19 protein-coding genes are annotated in these 19,531 nt (G+C 59.1%); 16 read left to right on the top strand and 3 right to left on the bottom strand.

All coding sequences use genetic code 11. From position 1 onward, the window contains the following. The 11 genes from AC1DLB_RS02175 to AC1DLB_RS02125 all read left to right on the top strand — a co-directional run. The coding region (locus AC1DLB_RS02175) for a hypothetical protein (protein ID WP_477784545.1) at positions 1-122 on the top strand (122 nt) is incomplete at its 5' end. After that, complete coding sequence (gene surA, locus AC1DLB_RS02170) at positions 103-1,419, top strand: peptidylprolyl isomerase SurA (protein WP_138866396.1); 1,317 nt, start codon at positions 103-105, stop codon at positions 1,417-1,419. The genes AC1DLB_RS02175 and surA, both read left to right, overlap by 20 nt. After that, entirely contained in the window at positions 1,416-2,405 is a 990-nt protein-coding gene (pdxA, locus tag AC1DLB_RS02165; protein ID WP_477784543.1) for a 4-hydroxythreonine-4-phosphate dehydrogenase PdxA, read from the top strand. Before surA ends, pdxA begins: the two co-directional genes overlap by 4 nt. Beyond that, positions 2,402-3,220 carry a 16S rRNA (adenine(1518)-N(6)/adenine(1519)-N(6))-dimethyltransferase RsmA gene (rsmA, locus tag AC1DLB_RS02160; protein WP_018928851.1) on the top strand — a complete coding sequence of 273 codons (819 nt, stop codon included), beginning with the start codon at positions 2,402-2,404 and terminating at the stop codon, positions 3,218-3,220. Before pdxA ends, rsmA begins: the two co-directional genes overlap by 4 nt. Before the next feature lie 115 nt (positions 3,221-3,335). Beyond that, positions 3,336-3,716: a Co2+/Mg2+ efflux protein ApaG gene (apaG, locus tag AC1DLB_RS02155; protein ID WP_018928850.1), complete on the top strand. Its 381-nt coding sequence runs from the start codon at positions 3,336-3,338 to the stop codon at positions 3,714-3,716. Continuing rightward, entirely contained in the window at positions 3,716-4,597 is an 882-nt protein-coding gene (locus AC1DLB_RS02150) for a symmetrical bis(5'-nucleosyl)-tetraphosphatase (RefSeq protein ID WP_477784542.1), read from the top strand. The genes apaG and AC1DLB_RS02150 overlap by 1 nt, the downstream gene beginning before the upstream one ends. 33 nt (positions 4,598-4,630) lie before the next feature. Next, on the top strand, positions 4,631-4,960 hold the full coding sequence (glpE, locus tag AC1DLB_RS02145) for a thiosulfate sulfurtransferase GlpE (protein WP_018928848.1): 330 nt from the start codon (positions 4,631-4,633) through the stop codon (positions 4,958-4,960). A 296-nt stretch (positions 4,961-5,256) separates the two neighbouring features. Further along, positions 5,257-7,179: a PrkA family serine protein kinase gene (locus AC1DLB_RS02140; RefSeq protein ID WP_007904259.1), complete on the top strand. Its 1,923-nt coding sequence runs from the start codon at positions 5,257-5,259 to the stop codon at positions 7,177-7,179. 203 nt (positions 7,180-7,382) lie between these two features. Continuing rightward, the gene (locus AC1DLB_RS02135) at positions 7,383-8,654 is read left to right on the top strand and encodes a YeaH/YhbH family protein (protein WP_018928847.1); all 1,272 of its coding nucleotides are present in this window, start codon (positions 7,383-7,385) and stop codon (positions 8,652-8,654) included. Then, positions 8,651-10,213, top strand: coding sequence for a SpoVR family protein (locus tag AC1DLB_RS02130; protein WP_018928846.1), 1,563 nt, complete (start codon positions 8,651-8,653; stop codon positions 10,211-10,213). Before AC1DLB_RS02135 ends, AC1DLB_RS02130 begins: the two co-directional genes overlap by 4 nt. Positions 10,214-10,276: 63 nt before the next feature. Further along, on the top strand, positions 10,277-11,500 hold the full coding sequence (locus AC1DLB_RS02125) for a multifunctional CCA addition/repair protein (protein WP_086944453.1): 1,224 nt from the start codon (positions 10,277-10,279) through the stop codon (positions 11,498-11,500). A 79-nt stretch (positions 11,501-11,579) separates the two neighbouring features. On the opposite strand, the gene folK is transcribed toward AC1DLB_RS02125, so the two are convergent. Beyond that, positions 11,580-12,098 carry a 2-amino-4-hydroxy-6-hydroxymethyldihydropteridine diphosphokinase gene (folK, locus tag AC1DLB_RS02120; RefSeq protein WP_018928844.1) on the bottom strand — a complete coding sequence of 173 codons (519 nt, stop codon included), beginning with the start codon at positions 12,096-12,098 and terminating at the stop codon, positions 11,580-11,582. Further along, complete coding sequence (gene folB, locus AC1DLB_RS02115) at positions 12,089-12,442, bottom strand: dihydroneopterin aldolase (RefSeq protein WP_018928843.1); 354 nt, start codon at positions 12,440-12,442, stop codon at positions 12,089-12,091. The genes folK and folB overlap by 10 nt, the downstream gene beginning before the upstream one ends. A gap of 74 nt (positions 12,443-12,516) precedes the next feature. Between folB and plsY the strand changes: the two genes are divergently transcribed. Beyond that, positions 12,517-13,086, top strand: a complete 570-nt coding sequence (plsY, locus tag AC1DLB_RS02110) for a glycerol-3-phosphate 1-O-acyltransferase PlsY (RefSeq protein ID WP_018928842.1) — start codon at positions 12,517-12,519, stop codon at positions 13,084-13,086. Positions 13,087-13,109: 23 nt separating this feature from the next. On the opposite strand, the gene tsaD is transcribed toward plsY, so the two are convergent. Further along, entirely contained in the window at positions 13,110-14,135 is a 1,026-nt protein-coding gene (tsaD, locus tag AC1DLB_RS02105) for a tRNA (adenosine(37)-N6)-threonylcarbamoyltransferase complex transferase subunit TsaD (protein WP_018928841.1), read from the bottom strand. Between the two features lie 199 nt (positions 14,136-14,334). On the opposite strand from tsaD, the gene rpsU reads away from it, so the two are divergent. From rpsU to AC1DLB_RS02085, 4 genes are all read left to right on the top strand, one after another. Beyond that, a complete protein-coding gene (rpsU, locus tag AC1DLB_RS02100; RefSeq protein ID WP_002551877.1) occupies positions 14,335-14,550 on the top strand; it encodes a 30S ribosomal protein S21 in 216 nt (71 codons plus the stop codon). 483 nt (positions 14,551-15,033) lie between these two features. Further along, positions 15,034-17,001, top strand: coding sequence for a DNA primase (gene dnaG, locus AC1DLB_RS02095; protein WP_477784544.1), 1,968 nt, complete (start codon positions 15,034-15,036; stop codon positions 16,999-17,001). Between the two features lie 67 nt (positions 17,002-17,068). After that, positions 17,069-18,916, top strand: a complete 1,848-nt coding sequence (gene rpoD, locus AC1DLB_RS02090) for an RNA polymerase sigma factor RpoD (protein WP_007936542.1) — start codon at positions 17,069-17,071, stop codon at positions 18,914-18,916. Between the two features lie 123 nt (positions 18,917-19,039). Then, positions 19,040-19,531: transporter substrate-binding domain-containing protein (locus AC1DLB_RS02085; RefSeq protein WP_477784541.1), on the top strand; the 492-nt coding region annotated here is incomplete at its 3' end.

The following is a 19,531-nucleotide window of genomic DNA, read 5'->3' as shown; positions in this document are numbered from 1 at the left end:
ACCACGGCGTCTTCCTCCAAATTGTTCTGAAGGGACTCGGCGGCCTCACCGGCGCCAAAGTAGAGAGTTTCCTCGACAAAGGCATCCAAGGTTATCGTGAACGTGAAGACCAAGCTTTCTGATTGTCTGCGCCCGCTGATGCTGGGCGCGCTGTTCCTGGGTACCGCGGCCAACGCCGCGGTACAGTCCATCGATAAAGTGGTGGCCATCGTCGACAATGACGTGGTCATGCAGAGCCAACTGGACCGGCGCGTTCACGAAGTTCAGCAAACCATCGCCAAACGCGGTGCTGCCGTACCGCCTACCGGCGTACTGGATCAGCAGGTGCTCGAGCGTCTGATCGTCGAAAACCTGCAATTGCAGATCGGCGAGCGTTCCGGCATCCGCATTACCGATGAAGAGCTGAACCAGGCTGTCGGCACCATTGCCCAGCGCAACAACATGTCGATCGAACAATTCCGCGCCGCTTTGGCTCGCGACGGCCTGTCTTATGACGATGCCCGTGACCAGATCCGCCGCGAAATGATCATCAGCCGTGTGCGTCAGCGCCGTGTGGCGGAGCGCATCCAGGTGTCCGAGCAGGAAGTGAAGAACTTCCTGGCATCCGATCTGGGCAAAATGCAGCTGTCCGAAGAGTTCCGCCTGGCCAACATCCTGATTCCTACGCCGGAAAGCGCCAACTCCGATGCGATTCAGAATGCCGCCAAGCAAGCCGATGCGGTTTACCAGCAACTCAAGCAAGGCGCTGACTTCGGTCAGTTGGCAATCGCCAAGTCCGCCAGCGAAACCGCGCTGGAAGGCGGCGACATGGGCTGGCGTAAAGCCGCTCAACTGCCACCTCCGTTCGATCGTTTGCTCGGCACCATGGCCGTTGGCGACGTGACCCAGCCAATGCGCACCCCGGGCGGCTTCATTATCCTGAAGATCCTCGACAAGCGTGGCGGCGAATCCCAGGTGCGTGACGAAGTCCACGTGCGGCACATCCTGGTCAAACCGAGTCCGATTCGCGACGAAGAAAAAACCAAGGCCCTGGCTCAGTCGCTCTATACCCGTATCGCAGCGGGCGAAGATTTCGGCGAGCTGGCGAAAAGCTTCTCGGAGGATCCGGGTTCCGCCCTCAACGGTGGCGACCTGAACTGGATCGACCCGAACGCGCTGGTGCCTGAATTCCGCGAAGTGATGGCCAAGACCCCCCAAGGTCAGCTGTCCAAGCCGTTCAAGACCCAATATGGCTGGCACGTACTGGAAGTTCTTGGCCGCCGCGCCACCGACAGCACCGCCCAGGCCCGTGAGCAGCAAGCGATGACCGTACTGCGTAACCGCAAATACGACGAAGAGCTGCAAACCTGGCTGCGTCAGATCCGTGACGAAGCGTACGTAGAAATCAAACTCCCTGGTGCAGACCAGGCAGCGCAGTGAAACCCAAGCGTTTCGCGCTGACCCCCGGCGAACCAGCCGGCATAGGTCCCGACCTGTGCCTGCTGCTCGCCTCGCAAGCCCAGCCACATCCCCTGATTGCCATTACCAGCCGCGACCTGCTCCTTGAGCGGGCCGCGCAGCTGGGCGTGGTTGTCGATCTGCTGCCGGTAACGCCGGACAGCTGGCCGGATGCTCCTGCACCCGCCAACAGCCTGTATGTGTGGGATACGCCCCTCAACGCCAAGGTCACCGCCGGGCAACTGGACAAAGCCAATGCGGCTTTCGTTCTGGAAACCCTGACCCGTGCTGGCCAGGGCTGTCTGGATGGGCATTTCGCCGGCATGATCACCGCGCCGGTGCACAAGGGCGTGATCAACGAATCCGGGATCGCCTTTTCCGGGCACACGGAGTTTCTCGCTGACCTGACCCACACCGCGCAAGTGGTGATGATGCTCGCCACCCGCGGTTTGCGCGTGGCGCTGGTCACCACTCACCTGCCTCTTCGCGAGATTGCCGACGCGATCACGCCGGAGCGGCTGGAGCGGGTCACGCGGATCCTGCACACCGATCTGAAAGAAAAATTCGGCATCGCCCAGCCACGCATCCTGGTTTGCGGGCTCAACCCGCACGCCGGTGAAGGCGGTCATCTGGGCCATGAAGAAATCGACATCATCGAACCTACATTAGAGCGCCTGCGCGGCGAGGGCATGGACCTTCGCGGCCCCCTGCCCGCCGACACTCTGTTTACCCCCAAATATCTGGAGCACTGCGACGCGGTGCTGRCGATGTACCACGACCAGGGCTTGCCTGTGCTGAAATACAAAGGCTTCGGCGCGGCAGTCAACGTGACCCTCGGCTTGCCGATCATCCGCACATCGGTCGACCACGGCACCGCCCTGGACCTGGCCGGCAGCGGCAACATCGACACCGGCAGCCTGCAAGTCGCCCTGGAAACCGCCTACCAGATGGCCGAGACCCGTTTATGACCGAGCATTACCAACACCGGGCGCGCAAGCGCTTCGGCCAGAACTTCCTGCACGATGCCGGCGTTATCGATCGCATCCTGCGCTCCATTCACGCCAAACCTGAAGACCGCCTGCTGGAAATCGGTCCGGGCCAGGGTGCATTGACCGCCGGCCTGCTCAACAGCGGCGCTCAACTGGACGTCGTAGAGCTGGACAAGGACCTGATCCCGATTCTCAATCAGCAGTTCGCCGGCAAGAGCAACTTCAACCTGCATCAGGGTGACGCGCTGAAGTTCGACTTCAACAGCCTGAACGCTGCGCCAAACAGCCTGCGAGTGGTCGGTAACCTGCCGTACAACATCTCGACGCCRCTGATCTTTCATCTGCTGAACAACGCCAACCTGATTCGCGACATGCACTTCATGCTGCAAAAGGAAGTGGTCGAACGTCTGGCGGCGGGTCCGGGTGGCGGTGACTGGGGTCGCCTGTCGATCATGGTTCAGTACCATTGCCGGGTCGAGCATCTGTTCAACGTCGGCCCGGGCGCGTTCAATCCTCCGCCGAAAGTCGACTCCGCGATCGTGCGCCTGGTGCCCCACGCGGTACTGCCGCACCCGGCCAAGGATCATCGCCTGCTGGAGCGCGTTGTGCGTGAAGCCTTCAACCAGCGCCGCAAGACCCTGCGCAACACACTGAAACTTTTGCTGAGCAATGCCGAAATCGAAGCTGCCGGCGTCGATGGCAGCTTGCGCCCCGAGCAACTCGACCTGGCCGCCTTCGTACGCCTGGCCGACAAGCTCAGTGAACAAGCCCTACAAAAGCCTGCCACTGACTGACAGGCGATGAGCGCTATCGGGTAGGACGCCACTCTGGTTTACTACCCGATACTTGGCCTAGACTGAGTTCTATCAGCTACGCCCCGCGTTCCGCTTCGTTTCTAAGGCCTTTTGCATGTCCGATCCTCGTTACCAGGTCGACGTCAGCGTCGTCACCCGCTATCTGGCAGAACAATCGCAACCCGAGCAAGACCGCTTTGCCTTCGCCTACACCATCACCGTGCAAAACAATGGCCTGCTACCCGCCAGACTGCTTTCACGGCATTGGGTCATCACCGACGGTGACGGCCATGTCGAGGAGGTTCGCGGTGCGGGCGTCGTCGGCCAGCAGCCGTTGATCGAGGTGGGCAAGAGCCACACGTACAGCAGCGGCACCGTCATGACATCCAAGGTCGGCACGATGCAGGGCACCTACCAGATGCTCGCCGAAGACGGTAAGCACTTCGACGCCATCATCGCGCCGTTCCGTCTGGCGGTTCCCGGGGCGTTGCACTGATGGCGACGTATGCCGTCGGTGATGTGCAAGGTTGCCTTGAACCGCTCAAATGCCTGCTCGAGCAAGTGGCCTTCGACCCTGCCCGAGATCGCCTGTGGCTGGTGGGTGATCTCGTCAACCGTGGCCCACAGTCGCTGGAAACCCTGCGCTTCCTCTATGGCATCCGCGAGTCGCTGGTATGCGTACTCGGCAACCATGACCTGCACTTGCTGGCCGTCGGGCAAAACATCGAGCGCCTGAAGAAAGCCGATACATTGCGTGAGATCCTCGAAGCACCCGATAGCGCGGACCTGCTGGAGTGGGTTCGCCAGCAAAAGCTCATGCACTACGATGAACAACGCGATATCGCCCTGGTCCATGCTGGTATCCCGCCGCAATGGTCGCTGCGCAAAGCCTTGAAGTGCGCCACCGAAGTCGAAGAAGCCCTGCACGATGACAACCGCTTCGCGCCTTACCTTGACGGCATGTACGGCAACGAGCCGGTGAAATGGAATAGCGACCTCAAAGGCGCCGCCCGCCTGCGAGTCATCACCAACTATTTCACCCGGATGCGTTTTTGCACCAGCGACGGCAAACTCGACCTCAAGGGCAAGGAWGGCATCGACACCGCACCGCCGGGCTATGCACCGTGGTTCGCGCACAAGGAGCGTAAAACCAAAGGCCTGAAGATCATCTTCGGCCATTGGGCGGCGCTCGAAGGCCAGTGCAACGAACCGGGGCTCTTTGCCCTCGACAGCGGTTGCGTCTGGGGTGGTGCCATGACCCTGATGAATGTCGACACCTTTGAGCGCCTGCAATGCAAATGCGACGCCCATGGCCACCTTCGACCGGCAGTCGCCACCTCTATTCCCGAACAAACGTCAGCCAGCGCCCCGCGCTAGACTGCGCTTTCAGCCGAGCCACAGGAGCCCGCCATGAGCGAATTCAAACGTATCCCCCCAGAACAGGCCCAGGCCCTGCGCGAACAAGGCGCGGTGGTGGTCGATGTCCGCGACCCGGCAACATTTGCCGCGCTGCACATCACCGGTTCGAAGCATCTGGACAACCATTCTCTGCATGCTTTCATCCAGGGCGCCGATCTGGATGCGCCAACGGTAGTGGTCTGCTATCACGGAAATTCCAGCCAGGGCGCAGCTGCTTATCTGATCAGCCAGGGCTTTTCCGACGTCTACAGCATGGACGGCGGTTTTGAGCTGTGGCGTACGACCTATCCTTCGGAAACGGCGCAAGGCACTTCCGAATAATTATTTTGTAATGCGCAAGCCCCGGCCCCCGTGGGCTCGCGCGATTACAGACGAACGGTCTGCCACAACTAATTACGTATCTTGCCTTTACCTCCCAAATTCCCAACTATCCTTAAGCGCAGGCCATCCAAAACAGGGGAGAGCCGGTACACCGGCGCACGGGTCATCGGGAGTAGCTTTCGGAGTAGTCAGCTCCGGAAGAGTTCTGGGGGGTAAACAGCAACTGCCTGTTCGGTTGCTGCCAGCATCGACTGAGTGATCCGGCGTCGGCTCCACGTATCGAGCGAGGTGACGTCATGAGTATCTTTAGCCACTTCCAACAACGCTTCGAGTCCACGCGCCAGGAAGAACTCTCGCTGCAAGAGTATCTTGAACTGTGCAAAAAGGACCGCAGCGCCTACGTTTCCGCGGCCGAGCGTCTATTGCTGGCCATCGGCGAACCGGAACTGCTCGACACCTCAACCAACTCGAGGCTGTCGCGCATCTTTTCCAACAAGGTGATCCGCCGCTATCCGGCCTTTGAAGACTTCCACGGGATGGAAGAATGCATCGACCAGATCGTGTCGTATTTCCGCCATGCCGCTCAGGGTCTGGAAGAAAAGAAACAGATCCTCTACCTGCTTGGCCCAGTCGGTGGCGGTAAGTCATCTTTGGCCGAAAAGCTCAAACAGCTGATCGAGAAAGTGCCCTTTTACGCAATCAAGGGCTCGCCGGTTTTCGAGTCGCCCCTGGGTCTGTTCAACGCCACTGAAGATGGCGCGATCCTCGAGGAAGACTTCGGCATTCCCCGGCGCTACCTCAACACCATCATGTCGCCATGGGCCACCAAGCGCCTGGCCGAATTCGGCGGCGACATCAGCCAGTTCCGCGTGGTGAAACTCTACCCGTCGATCCTCAACCAGATTGCAGTTGCGAAAACCGAGCCGGGCGATGAAAACAACCAGGACATCTCGGCACTGGTGGGCAAGGTCGATATTCGCAAACTGGAAGAGTTCCCGCAGAACGACGCCGATGCCTACAGCTATTCGGGCGCGCTGTGCCGGGCCAACCAGGGCCTGATGGAATTCGTCGAAATGTTCAAGGCACCGATCAAGGTGCTGCACCCATTGCTGACGGCCACTCAGGAAGGCAACTACAACAGCACCGAAGGCTTGGGGGCAATTCCGTTCACCGGGATTCTGCTGGCCCACTCCAACGAATCGGAATGGCACACTTTCCGGAACAACAAGAACAACGAAGCCTTCATCGACCGGATCTATATCGTCAAAGTGCCGTATTGCCTGCGCGTCAGCGACGAGGTGAAGATCTACGACAAGCTGCTGTTCAACAGCTCTCTGGCCAAGGCCCATTGCGCACCCGACACGCTGAAAATGCTCGCTCAGTTCACCGTGCTCTCGCGCCTTAAAGAGCCGGAAAACTCCAACATCTACTCCAAGATGCGCGTGTATGACGGCGAAAACCTCAAGGACACCGATCCGAAGGCCAAGTCGATCCAGGAATACCGCGATGCTGCAGGTGTCGACGAAGGCATGAACGGTCTGTCGACCCGCTTCGCCTTCAAGATCCTGTCGAAGGTCTTCAACTTCGATCCGCACGAAATCGCCGCCAACCCGGTGCATCTGCTCTACGTGCTGGAACAGCAGATCGAACAGGAACAATTCCAGGCCGAGACCCGCGAACGCTATCTGCGCTTCCTGAAAGAGTACCTGGCGCCGCGTTACATCGAGTTCATCGGCAAGGAGATCCAGACTGCCTATCTCGAGTCTTACAGCGAGTACGGCCAGAACATCTTCGATCGCTATGTGCTGTACGCCGACTTCTGGATTCAGGATCAGGAATACCGCGATCCGGAAACCGGCGAGATCCTCAACCGCGTAGCCCTGAACGAGGAACTGGAGAAAATCGAGAAACCGGCCGGCATCAGCAATCCGAAGGATTTCCGCAACGAAATCGTCAACTTCGTACTGCGCGCCCGTGCCAACAACAACGGCAAGAACCCAACCTGGCTCAGCTACGAAAAACTGCGGGTGGTCATCGAGAAGAAAATGTTCTCCAACACCGAGGACCTTCTGCCGGTCATCAGCTTCAACGCCAAGGCCAGCAAAGAGGACCAGCAGAAGCACAACGACTTCGTCACACGGATGGTCGAGCGGGGCTACACCGACAAACAGGTACGACTGCTGTCCGAGTGGTACTTGCGGGTCAGAAAATCACAGTAACCCGCTGCCGGTCAGACCGGTTGTCGTTAGCCAGAGGCCTGTGTACGCATTTTCTGTTACACAGACCTCTGGGAGGTGTTCGAAAGTCGGTAACGAGGTTCAGGCAGCATCCAGAAGCGCTTGGGGGAGCGTGAACATCCCTCGGCACAGGTCGATGCTGCATAACCGCTCGCCCCTTTCAGGACAGCTTCTAAGGAGCAGTCATGAGCTATGTGATCGACCGACGTCTCAATGGCAAGAACAAGAGCACGGTAAACCGTCAGCGGTTTCTGCGGCGCTACCGTGATCACATCAAAAAGGCCGTCGAAGAGGCGGTAGGCCGGCGTTCCATTACCGATATGGAACACGGCGAGCAAATCAGCATTCCCGGCCGCGACATCGACGAGCCGGTGCTTCACCATGGCCGGGGCGGCAAGCAGACCATCGTGCACCCGGGCAACAAGGAGTTCACCAGCGGCGAGCACATTGCCCGTCCGCCCGGAGGTGGCGGCGGCAGAGGCCCCGGTAAGGCCGGTAACTCGGGTGAAGGGATGGACGAGTTCGTCTTCCAGATCACCCAGGAAGAATTCCTCGAATTCATGTTCGAGGACCTTGAACTGCCTAACCTGGTCAAACGTCACCTGACCGGCACCGACACTTTCAAGACCGTACGCGCGGGCATCAGCAACGAGGGCAACCCGTCACGGATCAACATTATCCGTACGTTGCGTTCGGCCCATGCCCGGCGAATCGCCCTGTCCGGCAGCAGCCGGGCAAAACTGCGCGAAGTCAAAGAGGAGCTCGCCCGGCTTAGACGGGAGGAGCCGGACAACTTCGGCGACATCCAGGAACTCGAAGCGGAAATCGAGAAGCTCAGTGCGCGCATTCACCGAGTGCCATTTCTCGACACCTTTGACCTCAAGTACAACCTGTTGATCAAACAGCCGAACCCGAGCTCCAAAGCAGTGATGTTCTGCCTGATGGACGTGTCCGGCTCCATGACCCAGGCGACCAAGGACATCGCCAAGCGCTTCTTCATCCTGCTGTACCTGTTCCTCAAGCGGAACTACGACAAAATCGACGTCGTGTTCATCCGCCACCACACCAGTGCCCGCGAAGTGGATGAGGAGGAGTTTTTCTACTCCCGGGAAACCGGCGGTACCATCGTTTCCAGCGCCCTTAAACTGATGCAGGAGATCATGGCCGAGCGTTATCCGAGCAATGAGTGGAATATCTATGCCGCCCAGGCGTCCGACGGCGATAACTGGAACGACGACTCGCCGATCTGCCGCGACATTCTGATCAATCAGATCATGCCGTTCGTGCAGTACTACACTTATGTAGAGATTACCCCGCGCGAACACCAGGCCCTGTGGTTCGAGTACGAACGCATCGCCGAAGCCTTCTCTGACACTTTTGCCCAGCAGCAACTGGTCTCGGCCGGGGATATCTATCCGGTCTTCCGTGAACTCTTCCAGCGCAGGTTAGTGACATGACCGCCAAAGAGCAAAAGCGCCAACCCATTTCCACCGGCTCCGAATGGACGTTCGAGCTGATCCAGGCCTACGACCGCGAAATCAGTCGTCTCGCGGCCCGCTATGCGCTCGATACCTACCCCAACCAGATCGAAGTCATCACTGCCGAACAGATGATGGACGCCTACGCCTCTGTGGGCATGCCCCTGGGTTATCACCATTGGTCCTATGGCAAACACTTCCTAAGTACCGAAAAATCCTACAGCCGCGGCCAGATGGGGCTGGCCTACGAGATCGTGATCAACTCGGACCCTTGCATCGCCTATCTGATGGAAGAAAACACCATCTGCATGCAGGCCCTGGTGGTGGCTCACGCCTGCTATGGCCATAACAGCTTCTTCAAGGGCAATTACCTGTTCCGCACCTGGACCGACGCCAGCTCGATCATCGATTACCTGGTGTTCGCCAAGCAGTACATCATGCAGTGCGAAGAACGCCACGGTATCGACGCGGTAGAGGACTTGCTCGATTCCTGCCATGCGCTGATGAATTACGGGGTCGACCGTTACAAACGCCCTTATCCGATTTCCGCCGAAGAAGAACGCCGTCGGCAGAAGGATCGGGAAGAACATCTGCAAAAGCAGATCAACGATTTGTGGCGGACCATTCCAAAAGGCGCGGACAAATTCAGCGACAAGGACAACGCACGCTTCCCCGCCGAGCCTCAGGAAAACATCCTGTATTTCATCGAAAAACACGCCCCGCTGCTGGAGCCATGGCAACGTGAAATCGTGCGGATCGTGCGCAAGATCGCCCAGTATTTTTATCCACAGCGCCAGACACAGGTGATGAACGAAGGCTGGGCCACCTTCTGGCACTACACCTTGATGAACGACTTGTATGACGAAGGCCTGGTCACCGATGGCTTCATGATGGAGTTCCTGACGTCCCATACCAGCGTGGTGTTCCAGCCGGGCTTCGACAGTCCCTACTACAGCGGAATCAACCCCTACACCCTCGGTTTTGCCATGTATCGCGATATCCGGCGGATATGCGAACAGCCTACCGAAGAGGACTACCGCTGGTTCCCGGAAATCGCCGGCACAGACTGGCTGTCCAGCATCAAATTCGCCATGAGCAGCTTCAAGGACGAGAGCTTCATCCTGCAGTACCTGTCACCCAAGGTGATCCGCGACCTGAAGCTGTTCAGCATCCTCGATGACGACCAAAAGGATGATCTGCTGGTTCCGGCGATCCACGACGAAGAGGGCTATCGAACCATCCGCGAAACCCTGGCGGCGCAATACAACCTGGGCAATCGCGAACCCAACATCCAGATCTACAGCATCGACCGGCGCGGGGACCGCTCGCTGACCCTGCGTCACCAGCAGCACGACCGCAAGCCGCTCGGCGATTCCACCGAGGAAGTGCTCAAGCACCTGCATCGGCTCTGGGGCTTCGACATTCACCTGGAAACCCTGCAAGGGGATCAGGTGGTGAAAACCCACCATGTTCCACCCAGAAGCGAACACGGCGAGGGAGACTACGGCCGGCTAGACTTGGCTGTCATTCATCTTTGATCCTGTTTCGGCCTCCGGAAGTTCGACGCAAAGGTTATTCTGTCGGGCTAACGGAGGTTTTTTATGCAGATTTATAAAGTCGGTGGTGCGGTACGCGATCGCCTGCTGGGCAGGCCTGTCACCGATATCGACTGGGTCGTGGTAGGCGCCACCACCGAAGAAATGCTCGCCAAGGGCTTTCGCCCGGTGGGTGCGGATTTTCCGGTATTTCTTCACCCCAAAAGCGGTGAGGAATACGCCCTCGCCCGCACCGAACGCAAAAGCGGGCGCGGTTACGGCGGCTTCACCTTTCACGCCAGCCCCGAAGTCACGCTCGAAGAAGACCTGATTCGTCGTGACCTGACGATCAACGCCATGGCCGAAGACGATCAGCAGAACCTGACCGACCCCTACCATGGCCAGCGGGATCTCGAGGCTCGCCTGCTTCGTCACGTTTCCCCCGCGTTCGCCGAAGATCCGCTCCGCGTTCTGCGCGTTGCCCGCTTCGCCGCGCGTTATGCAGGACTGGGCTTCACCGTCGCCCCCGAGACACTGGCGCTGATGAGGCAACTAAGCGAATCGGGTGAACTGGAGGCACTGACCGCGGAACGCAGCTGGAAAGAAATCGCCCGTGCGCTGATGGAAGACCAACCCCAGGTGTTCATCCAGGTGCTGCGCGAGTGCGGTGCGCTCAAAGTGCTGATGCCGGAAGTCGATGCGCTGTTCGGTGTACCGCAACCCGAGGCCCATCACCCGGAAATCGACACAGGCGTGCATACCCTGAGCGTGCTGGAGCAAGCGGCACAGCACAAACAACCGCTGACCGTGCGCTGGGCCTGCCTGCTGCACGACTTGGGCAAAGGACTGACGCCCGAGGAGGAATGGCCCCGCCACATCGCCCACGAGCAAAAAGGCCTGAAGCTGATCAAAGCGGTCAACGAGCGCTTCAAGGCACCGAAGGATTGTCAGGAATTGGCACTGCTGGTGGGCGAGTATCACACCCATGGCCACCGGGCTCTGGAACTGAAACCGTCGACCTTGCTGGAGTTGCTGCAGAGTTTCGACGTCTATCGTCGACCTCAGCGCTTTGAGGAGTTTATTGCGGCGTGCGAGATGGACGCTCGAGGGCGCAAAGGCCTGGAGCAGCGAAGTTATCCACAGGCGGATTATTTGCGCGGTGCGGCGACTACAGCGCGAAGCGTGGCGGTTCAGCCGTTGCTGGAGAAGGGATTCAAGGGGCCGGAATTGGGCGAGGCGATCAAGCGCGAGCGGCTCAAGGCGCTGAAGGCCTACAAAGAAAAAGCATAAGCAAGGGCAAAAGATCGCAGCCTGCGGCAACTCCTACAGAGATCGGCGTAGAAGTTGCCGCAGGCTGCGATCTTTTGCTTTACAGCATATCGGAAGGGGTCAACTGCTCACCGCGCCACTCAAAAGCCACCGGCGCCAACACCTGATCGATCCGCGCCTCGCTCCACAAGGTCGCAAAGCTTTTGCCTACGCCCGGATGCACTCTGTCCGGCGCAATCAGCGACAACGGCCACAGCACGAATGCGTTTTTCAGAATCTCTGCCCGCGGCAAGACCAAACCATCGAAATTGCCCACCAGATCGCCGAACAGCAGCACGTCGATATCCAGCGGCAAGCCCTTGCGGTCCGGCGCGTAACGGCCGTTATCCGCTTCGATGAATTTCAGCCGTCGATCCAGCTCCATCAACGGTAGATCGGTATAGGCCGAGACCACAAAGTTGAAAAACGGCCCGCTCTTGATCCCCACCGGCTGGCTTTCGAACACCGCCGAGCAGCGCATATCCACCAGGAAACCCGCCAGGGCGTCCAGGCCAGCCTGCAAATGGGATTCGCGCTCGATGTTGCTACCGAGCCCGAGGTACACCTGAGTCAGCGACATCCGCGCTCGATCTCCACACCCACGCCCTTGGCCGCCGGAACGGCACCTGGCTTGGTCAGCTTGAGGTGCATCCAGGTGATCTTGAACTCACTCATCAGCACTTCTGTCAGACGCTCGGCAAACGTCTCGACCAGCTGGAACTGCGCCTGCTCGGCAAAAGCCTGGATGCGTGACGAAACGCTCGCGTAGTCGAGCGCCAGAGTCAGGTCATCACCAGCAGCGGCCGGACGATTGTCCCAGGCGAAGCTCAGATCAAGTCGCAGACACTGTCGGATGCCTCGTTCCCAGTCGTAGGCACCAATCACGGTGTCGACTTCCAGGCCCTCGATAAACACTCTGTCCAAGCACTTCTCTCCGCTGCACGACAAGGGCGCAATGCGCCGTTAGAATCAGGGCGTCCTCGCCCGGAATAGTTAGCATGTTTTGGTCACTGGCGATTTTCGCCTACCTGCTCGGCTCTCTGTCCTTCGCCATTTTGCTCAGCCGCCTGACCGGTAACCCCGATCCGCGAATGAGTGGCTCGGGCAATGCCGGTGCCACCAATATGTTTCGTCTGGCCGGCAAAAAACTCGCCATCCTGACCTTGCTCGGCGACCTCTGCAAAGGCCTGCTGCCAGTGCTGGTCGCAGGTGCAATGGGCCTTTCACTGCAGGAACAGGCCTGGATCGGCGTCTTCGCCGTCATCGGTCACCTGTTTCCACTGTACTTCCGCTTTCGCGGCGGCAAGGGTGTCGCCACCGCGGCCGGCATGCTGCTGGGGCTCTATCCACCCGCTGCGCTGCTGGCGGTCTGTGCCTGGCTGTTGACGTTCTACCTGACCCGCACCAGCTCACTCGCCGCCCTGATTGCCACACCCCTGACCCTGCCGCTGCTCGCCTGGCAAGAACCGGCGGCACTGCTGCCCATGAGCGCACTCACGGGGCTGATCGTCTGGCGTCATCGCGGCAATCTACGCGACCTGTTTGCCGGGCGCGAACGGCATTTTTAAATACCGCACGTGAGCGCCACTCATCACAGCGCCGACAACTGCTCCATCGGCCAGCGCGCCTGCACGCTGATTGCCAGGCTTTCGTGCTGACCGGCCCGCAAGCGCTGGCAGCCGGCAAACGCAATCATCGCACCGTTGTCGGTGCAGAACTCCGGACGGGCATAAAACACATCGCCCCTCATGTCGCCGAGCATTTTTTCCAGTGACGTACGCAACGCCTTGTTGGCGCTGACGCCACCAGCGATCACCAGACGCTTCATGCCAGCCTGTTTCAGGGCACGCTTGCACTTGATGGTCAAAGTCTCCACCACGGCCTGCTGGAACGCCAGCGAGATGTCGCAACGGGCTTGCTCGCCGTCGTCCCCGGCGCTGACGCATTGCTGCCAGGTGTTCAAGGCGAAGGTTTTCAAACCGCTGAAGCTAAACGCCAGGCCCGGACGATCACACATCGGACGCGGGAAGACGAAACGTCCGTCAACGCCTTGCGCCGCCAGACGAGCGATCTCCGGACCGCCCGGGTAATTGAGGCCCATCATTTTTGCAGTTTTATCGAACGCTTCGCCGGCGGCATCGTCGAGGGTCTCGCCCAAGAGTGTGTACTGACCGATCCCGTCGACCTGAACCAGCTGCGTATGACCGCCCGAGACCAACAAAGCGACGAACGGGAACTCCGGTGGCTGCGGCTCCAGCATCGGCGCCAGCAAGTGACCTTCCATGTGGTGCACGCCCAGCGCCGGGATACCCCAGGCAAAAGCCAGCGCCTGCGCGCAGGAAGCCCCTACCAGCAGGGCTCCGACCAGGCCGGGGCCGGCGGTATAAGCGATGGCGTCGATCTCGGTCGGCACGCAGTCGGCCTCCGCCAGCACCTGACGGATCAAGGGCAGCATGCGTTTGACGTGATCGCGCGAAGCCAGCTCCGGCACAACGCCGCCATAAGCGCGATGCAGGTCGATCTGACTGAACAGCGCATCGGCCAACAACCCGCGTTCACTGTCGTAAAGTGCGACACCGGTTTCGTCGCAAGAGGTTTCTAATCCCAGTACTAGCATGGGTTTGCGCCTTGTAGAGGCTGAATTCGAAGGCGCGCATAATAGTCGTCGCGTGATGCCCCGACCAGCGGTTTTCGATCAGAGGCTTTGCATTCCGAGCGATGAGGGGTTAACATCCGCAACCCTTAAAAACCGACGTCTTCAAGTGCTCTTTTGCCGCGAGGATGTTGACCCCGGTAATGAATGAAGGTAGCTCTGGATGCCAGCCGTCAAAGTTAAAGAGAACGAACCCTTCGACGTAGCTCTGCGTCGTTTCAAGCGCTCCTGCGAAAAAGCCGGTGTACTGGCTGAAGTTCGTAGCCGCGAATTTTACGAGAAGCCTACTTCTGAGCGTAAGCGCAAAGCAGCAGCCGCTGTTAAGCGTCACGCCAAGAAAGTACAGCGCGAACAGCGCCGCGCCGTTCGTCTGTACTAATACACAGACGATCGTAGCAAGCTTCTGCCAAGCCCGGCCCTCAGCCGGGCTAATGGCATTTGCGGACAACGCTTGATGCTTCACCGTCAAAGCCGCAGACGCGACCGAGACAAACCTGCTTCACAGCGTCAGACCTGGCTCTTTTGCCAGCGGTGCACGTCTTTTCTGACGAGCCTTTCAAGGCTACTGACGAGCACACCCACTGATTCCTCTCACGACGATCAGCCCAAGGCACCTTCTTGCGTGCCCGCTTATTGAGCTATCCGAGGCCATAGATTGGCCGTCGCCGGACTCAGCGAAACACTTTCGAATAGTCGAATGCTGATTGGTACTAACGTCAGTGGATTTTCGGCAGATACACTTCCCGACAGCGATTACGCAGACGACACCGGTCGAGCCGCACACCCTGCGCGCCTCAAACAACGACCTGCGTTCGGCCGCACTTCGTTTCGGGTCCATTTCAGCGCAGATGACGAGAACGCCATGGCCGGGCTAATTCCCCAGAGCTTCATTGACGACCTTCTGAACCGCACCGACATCGTCGATGTGGTCAGCTCGCGCCTGCAAATGAAAAAGGCCGGCAAGAACTACACTGCCTGCTGCCCGTTTCACAAAGAGAAAACCCCCTCCTTCAGCGTCAGCCCCGACAAACAGTTCTATTACTGCTTCGGTTGCGGCGCTGGCGGTAACGCCCTCGGCTTCATCATGGACCACGACAACCTGGACTTCCCCCAGGCAGTCGAAGAACTGGCCAAAGCCGCCGGCATGGAAATCCCCCGCGAAGAAAGCGGCCGACCGCACAAACCGCGGCAGCCCACCGATTCGCCGCTGTATCCGCTGCTCACCGCTGCCGCCGATTTTTACCGCCAGGCCCTGAAAAGCCATCCAGCGCGCAAAGCGGCCGTGGATTACTTGAAAGGTCGTGGATTGACCGGCGAAATTGCTCGGGATTTCGGCCTCGGATTCGCTCCGCCCGGCTGGGATAATCTGTTCAAGCATCTGAGCAGCGACACCCTGCAGCAAAAGGCCATGATCGATGCCGGCCTGCTGGTGGAGAACGCCGAAACCGGCAAGCGCTATGACCGCTTCCGCGATCGCGTGATGTTCCCGATCCGTGACAGTCGCGGGCGCATCATCGCCTTCGGCGGCCGGGTACTGGGCGACGACAAGCCGAAATACCTGAACTCACCGGAAACCCCGGTTTTCCATAAGGGCCAGGAACTCTATGGCCTTTACGAAGCGCGCAAGAACAACCGCAACCTCGACGAAATCATCGTCGTCGAAGGCTACATGGACGTCATCGCCCTCGCCCAGCAAGGCCTGCGCAATGCTGTGGCAACCCTGGGCACCGCCACCAGCGAAGAGCACTTGAAGCGACTGTTTCGCGTCGTACCCAACGTACTGTTCTGCTTCGACGGCGACCAGGCCGGCCGCAACGCTGCCTGGCGTGCACTGGAAGCGACGTTGCCGAGCCTGCAGGACGGACGGCGCGCACGCTTTCTATTCCTGCCCGAAGGCGAAGACCCGGACACGCTGGTCCGCTCCGAAGGCACTGACGCCTTCCGCGCGCGGATCAATCAGCACGCACAGCCATTGGCCGATTATTTTTTCCAACAGCTGACCGAGGAATCGGACCCGCGCTCGCTTGAAGGCAAGGCCCACATGGCTACCCTCGCCGCGCCACTGATCGACAAGGTTCCGGGCGCCAACCTACGCATTCTGATGCGCCAGCGCCTGACCGAAATTACCGGGCTCAGCGGCGAAGCCGTGAGTCAACTGGTGCTAAGCGCACCTCAGGAAGCACCACCGGCTTACGACCCAGGCATTGATTACGACGCCATGCCCGATTACAGCGACTACCATCAGCCGCAGGCACAAGAGATGTATGTGCCGCAGCAGGAGTGGACGCCGAAAAAACCCGGTGCGGGCGGCAAGAAATGGGACAAGAAACCGTGGGACAAGAACGGCAAACGTGGCGGCGATCGCGATCAACCACGCGCGCCACGAGTACCGGCTGCTGTAGAGCCACCCACCCTGGCCGCCTTGCGCACGTTGCTGCATCACCCGCAATTGGCCGAAAAAGTCGAGGATGCCGGGCACTTTGCGGCCGAAGACCACACTAACACGCAACTGCTGGTCGCCCTGCTCGAAGCCGTACAGAAGAATCCCAAGCTAAACTCATTTCAACTGATTGYGCGTTGGCACGGCACTGAACAGGGCCGACTGCTGAAAGCGCTGGCAGAAAAGGAATGGCTGATTGATGGAGATAACCTTGAACAACAGTTTTTCGACACCATTACTAGCTTGTCAGCCCGCCAACGCGAGCGAAATCTGGAACAACTTCTTCGAAAAGCGCGTCAAAGTGAGTTGAGTGCCGAAGAGAAAAATCAACTGCGCGACCTTTTAAGCCGCAATGTTTGCGCATCAAACCCGACCTCAACTGGCGCGTGAGGTCATAGCTCAGGTATAATCCTCGGCTTGTTTTTTGCCCGCCAAGACCTTCAGTGGATAGGGTGTTATGTCCGGAAAAGCGCAACAGCAGTCTCGTATCAAAGAGTTGATCACACTTGGTCGTGAGCAGGGCTACCTGACTTACGCGGAGGTCAACGACCACCTGCCGGAGGATATTTCAGATCCGGAACAGGTGGAAGACATCATCCGCATGATCAATGACATGGGGATCAACGTATTCGAGGTTGCGCCAGATAAGGATTCCCTTATGCTGGCCGACGCCGATACCGACGAAGCCGCGGCCGAAGAGGCAGCAGCAGCGTTGGCAGCGGTCGAGACCGACATTGGTCGCACCACCGACCCAGTGCGCATGTACATGCGTGAAATGGGTACGGTAGAGCTCCTCACACGTGAAGGCGAAATCGAAATCGCCAAGCGTATTGAAGAGGGCATCCGCGAAGTGATGGGCGCAATCGCGCACTTCCCTGGCACGGTTGACCATATTCTCTCCGAGTACACTCGCGTCACCACCGAAGGTGGCCGCCTGTCCGACGTCCTGAGCGGTTATATCGACCCGGACGACGGCATTGCGCCGCCTGCAGCCGAAGTGCCGCCGCCTGTCGACCCGAAAGCCGTGAAAGCGGACGACGACACCGACGACGATGACGCCGAAGCAAGCGATGACGAAGAAGAAGCCGAAAGCGGTCCGGATCCGGTCATCGCCGCACAGCGTTTTGGCGCTGTCGCCGATCAGATGGAAATCACCCGCAAGGCGCTGAAAAAGCACGGTCGCTACAACAAGGCTGCGATTGCCGAGCTGTTGGCCCTGGCTGAGCTGTTCATGCCGATCAAACTGGTGCCGAAGCAATTCGAAGGCCTGGTCGAGCGTGTTCGCAGTGCCCTGGATCGTCTGCGTCAGCAAGAGCGCGCGATCATGCAATTGTGCGTTCGTGATGCCCGCATGCCGCGTGCCGACTTCCTGCGCCAGTTCCCGGGCAATGAAGTCGACGAAAGCTGGAGCGATGCACTGGCCAAAGGCAAAAGCAAATACGCTGAAGCCATTGGTCGCCTGCAACCGGACATCATTCGTTGCCAGCAGAAGCTGACCGCGCTGGAAACCGAAACCGGTTTGACGATTGCCGAGATCAAGGACATCAACCGTCGCATGTCGATCGGTGAGGCCAAGGCCCGCCGCGCGAAGAAAGAGATGGTCGAAGCGAACTTGCGTCTGGTGATCTCCATCGCCAAGAAGTACACCAACCGTGGCCTGCAGTTCCTCGATCTGATCCAGGAAGGCAACATTGGCTTGATGAAAGCGGTAGACAAGTTCGAATACCGCCGTGGCTACAAATTCTCGACTTATGCCACCTGGTGGATCCGTCAGGCGATCACTCGCTCGATCGCCGACCAGGCCCGCACCATCCGTATTCCGGTGCACATGATCGAGACGATCAACAAGCTCAACCGTATTTCCCGGCAGATGTTGCAGGAAATGGGTCGCGAACCGACCCCGGAAGAGCTGGGCGAACGCATGGAAATGCCTGAGGACAAGATCCGCAAGGTACTGAAGATCGCTAAAGAGCCGATCTCCATGGAAACCCCGATCGGTGATGACGAAGACTCCCATCTGGGTGACTTCATCGAAGACTCGACCATGCAGTCGCCAATCGATGTCGCCACCGTTGAGAGCCTTAAAGAAGCGACTCGCGAAGTCCTGTCCGGCCTCACTGCCCGTGAAGCCAAGGTTTTGCGCATGCGTTTCGGTATCGACATGAATACCGACCACACCCTCGAGGAGGTTGGTAAGCAGTTCGACGTGACCCGTGAACGGATTCGTCAGATCGAAGCCAAGGCGCTGCGCAAGCTGCGCCACCCGACGAGAAGCGAGCATTTGCGCTCCTTCCTCGACGAGTGATCACAGAACCCCCGGCCCAGGCCGGGGGTTTTGCTTTATGCAGATTAAATGCCCCGCACGTCCCACCCGCCGAATAGCCCGTCTACACTCGAAGCATTCCCCCAAAGCCATAACGAGACCGTTATGCCCAGATGGTCGACCGTGCTTTTTTTGCTGTCGCTGATGACCTGGACCGCAACGGCTGGCGCGCTGACTCTGACCGACGAAGAACGTAGCTGGCTGGCGGCTCACCCGGAATTGCGCCTGGGCGTCGATGCCTCCTGGCCGCCGTTTGAGTTTCGCGACGATCATGGGCGTTATCAGGGCCTGGCAGCGGACTATATCAACGTCATCCGGCAACGGCTGGCCATCAAACTCACGCCCATCGAACCGGTCAGCTGGACCGAAGTGCTGCAGCAGGCCAAACAAGGCAAGCTAGACATCTTGCCGGGCATCATGTCGACCCCCGAGCGCCAGACCTATCTGTCGTTCACCCGCCCCTACCTCGATTTTCCGATTGTCATTCTGGCCCACGTCGGAGGCCCCCAACCGCGCAAACTCAAAGATCTGTACGGACTGAAGATCGCCGTGGTGGAAAACTACGCCCCCCATGAACTGTTGCGCACCCAACATCCC

The sequence above is a fragment of the Pseudomonas sp. 05N434 genome (assembly GCF_056396965.1).
The sequence above is the reverse complement of the archived record's forward strand: the minus strand, read 5'-3'. Positions and strand labels throughout refer to the sequence as shown.

What these genes read in the sequence shown, in the direction of transcription:
- glpE (WP_018928848.1), top strand. Translation starts at nt 4,631, where the DNA reads ATGAGCGAATTCAAACGTATCCCCCCAGAACAGGCCCAGGCCCTGCGC.
- rpoD (WP_007936542.1), top strand. Translation starts at nt 17,069, where the DNA reads ATGTCCGGAAAAGCGCAACAGCAGTCTCGTATCAAAGAGTTGATCACA.
- AC1DLB_RS02140 (WP_007904259.1), top strand. Translation starts at nt 5,257, where the DNA reads ATGAGTATCTTTAGCCACTTCCAACAACGCTTCGAGTCCACGCGCCAG.
- plsY (WP_018928842.1), top strand. Translation starts at nt 12,517, where the DNA reads ATGTTTTGGTCACTGGCGATTTTCGCCTACCTGCTCGGCTCTCTGTCC.
- tsaD (WP_018928841.1), bottom strand. Translation starts at nt 14,135, where the DNA reads ATGCTAGTACTGGGATTAGAAACCTCTTGCGACGAAACCGGTGTCGCA.
- AC1DLB_RS02135 (WP_018928847.1), top strand. Translation starts at nt 7,383, where the DNA reads ATGAGCTATGTGATCGACCGACGTCTCAATGGCAAGAACAAGAGCACG.
- AC1DLB_RS02125 (WP_086944453.1), top strand. Translation starts at nt 10,277, where the DNA reads ATGCAGATTTATAAAGTCGGTGGTGCGGTACGCGATCGCCTGCTGGGC.
- rpsU (WP_002551877.1), top strand. Translation starts at nt 14,335, where the DNA reads ATGCCAGCCGTCAAAGTTAAAGAGAACGAACCCTTCGACGTAGCTCTG.
- folK (WP_018928844.1), bottom strand. Translation starts at nt 12,098, where the DNA reads ATGTCGCTGACTCAGGTGTACCTCGGGCTCGGTAGCAACATCGAGCGC.
- apaG (WP_018928850.1), top strand. Translation starts at nt 3,336, where the DNA reads ATGTCCGATCCTCGTTACCAGGTCGACGTCAGCGTCGTCACCCGCTAT.
- AC1DLB_RS02130 (WP_018928846.1), top strand. Translation starts at nt 8,651, where the DNA reads ATGACCGCCAAAGAGCAAAAGCGCCAACCCATTTCCACCGGCTCCGAA.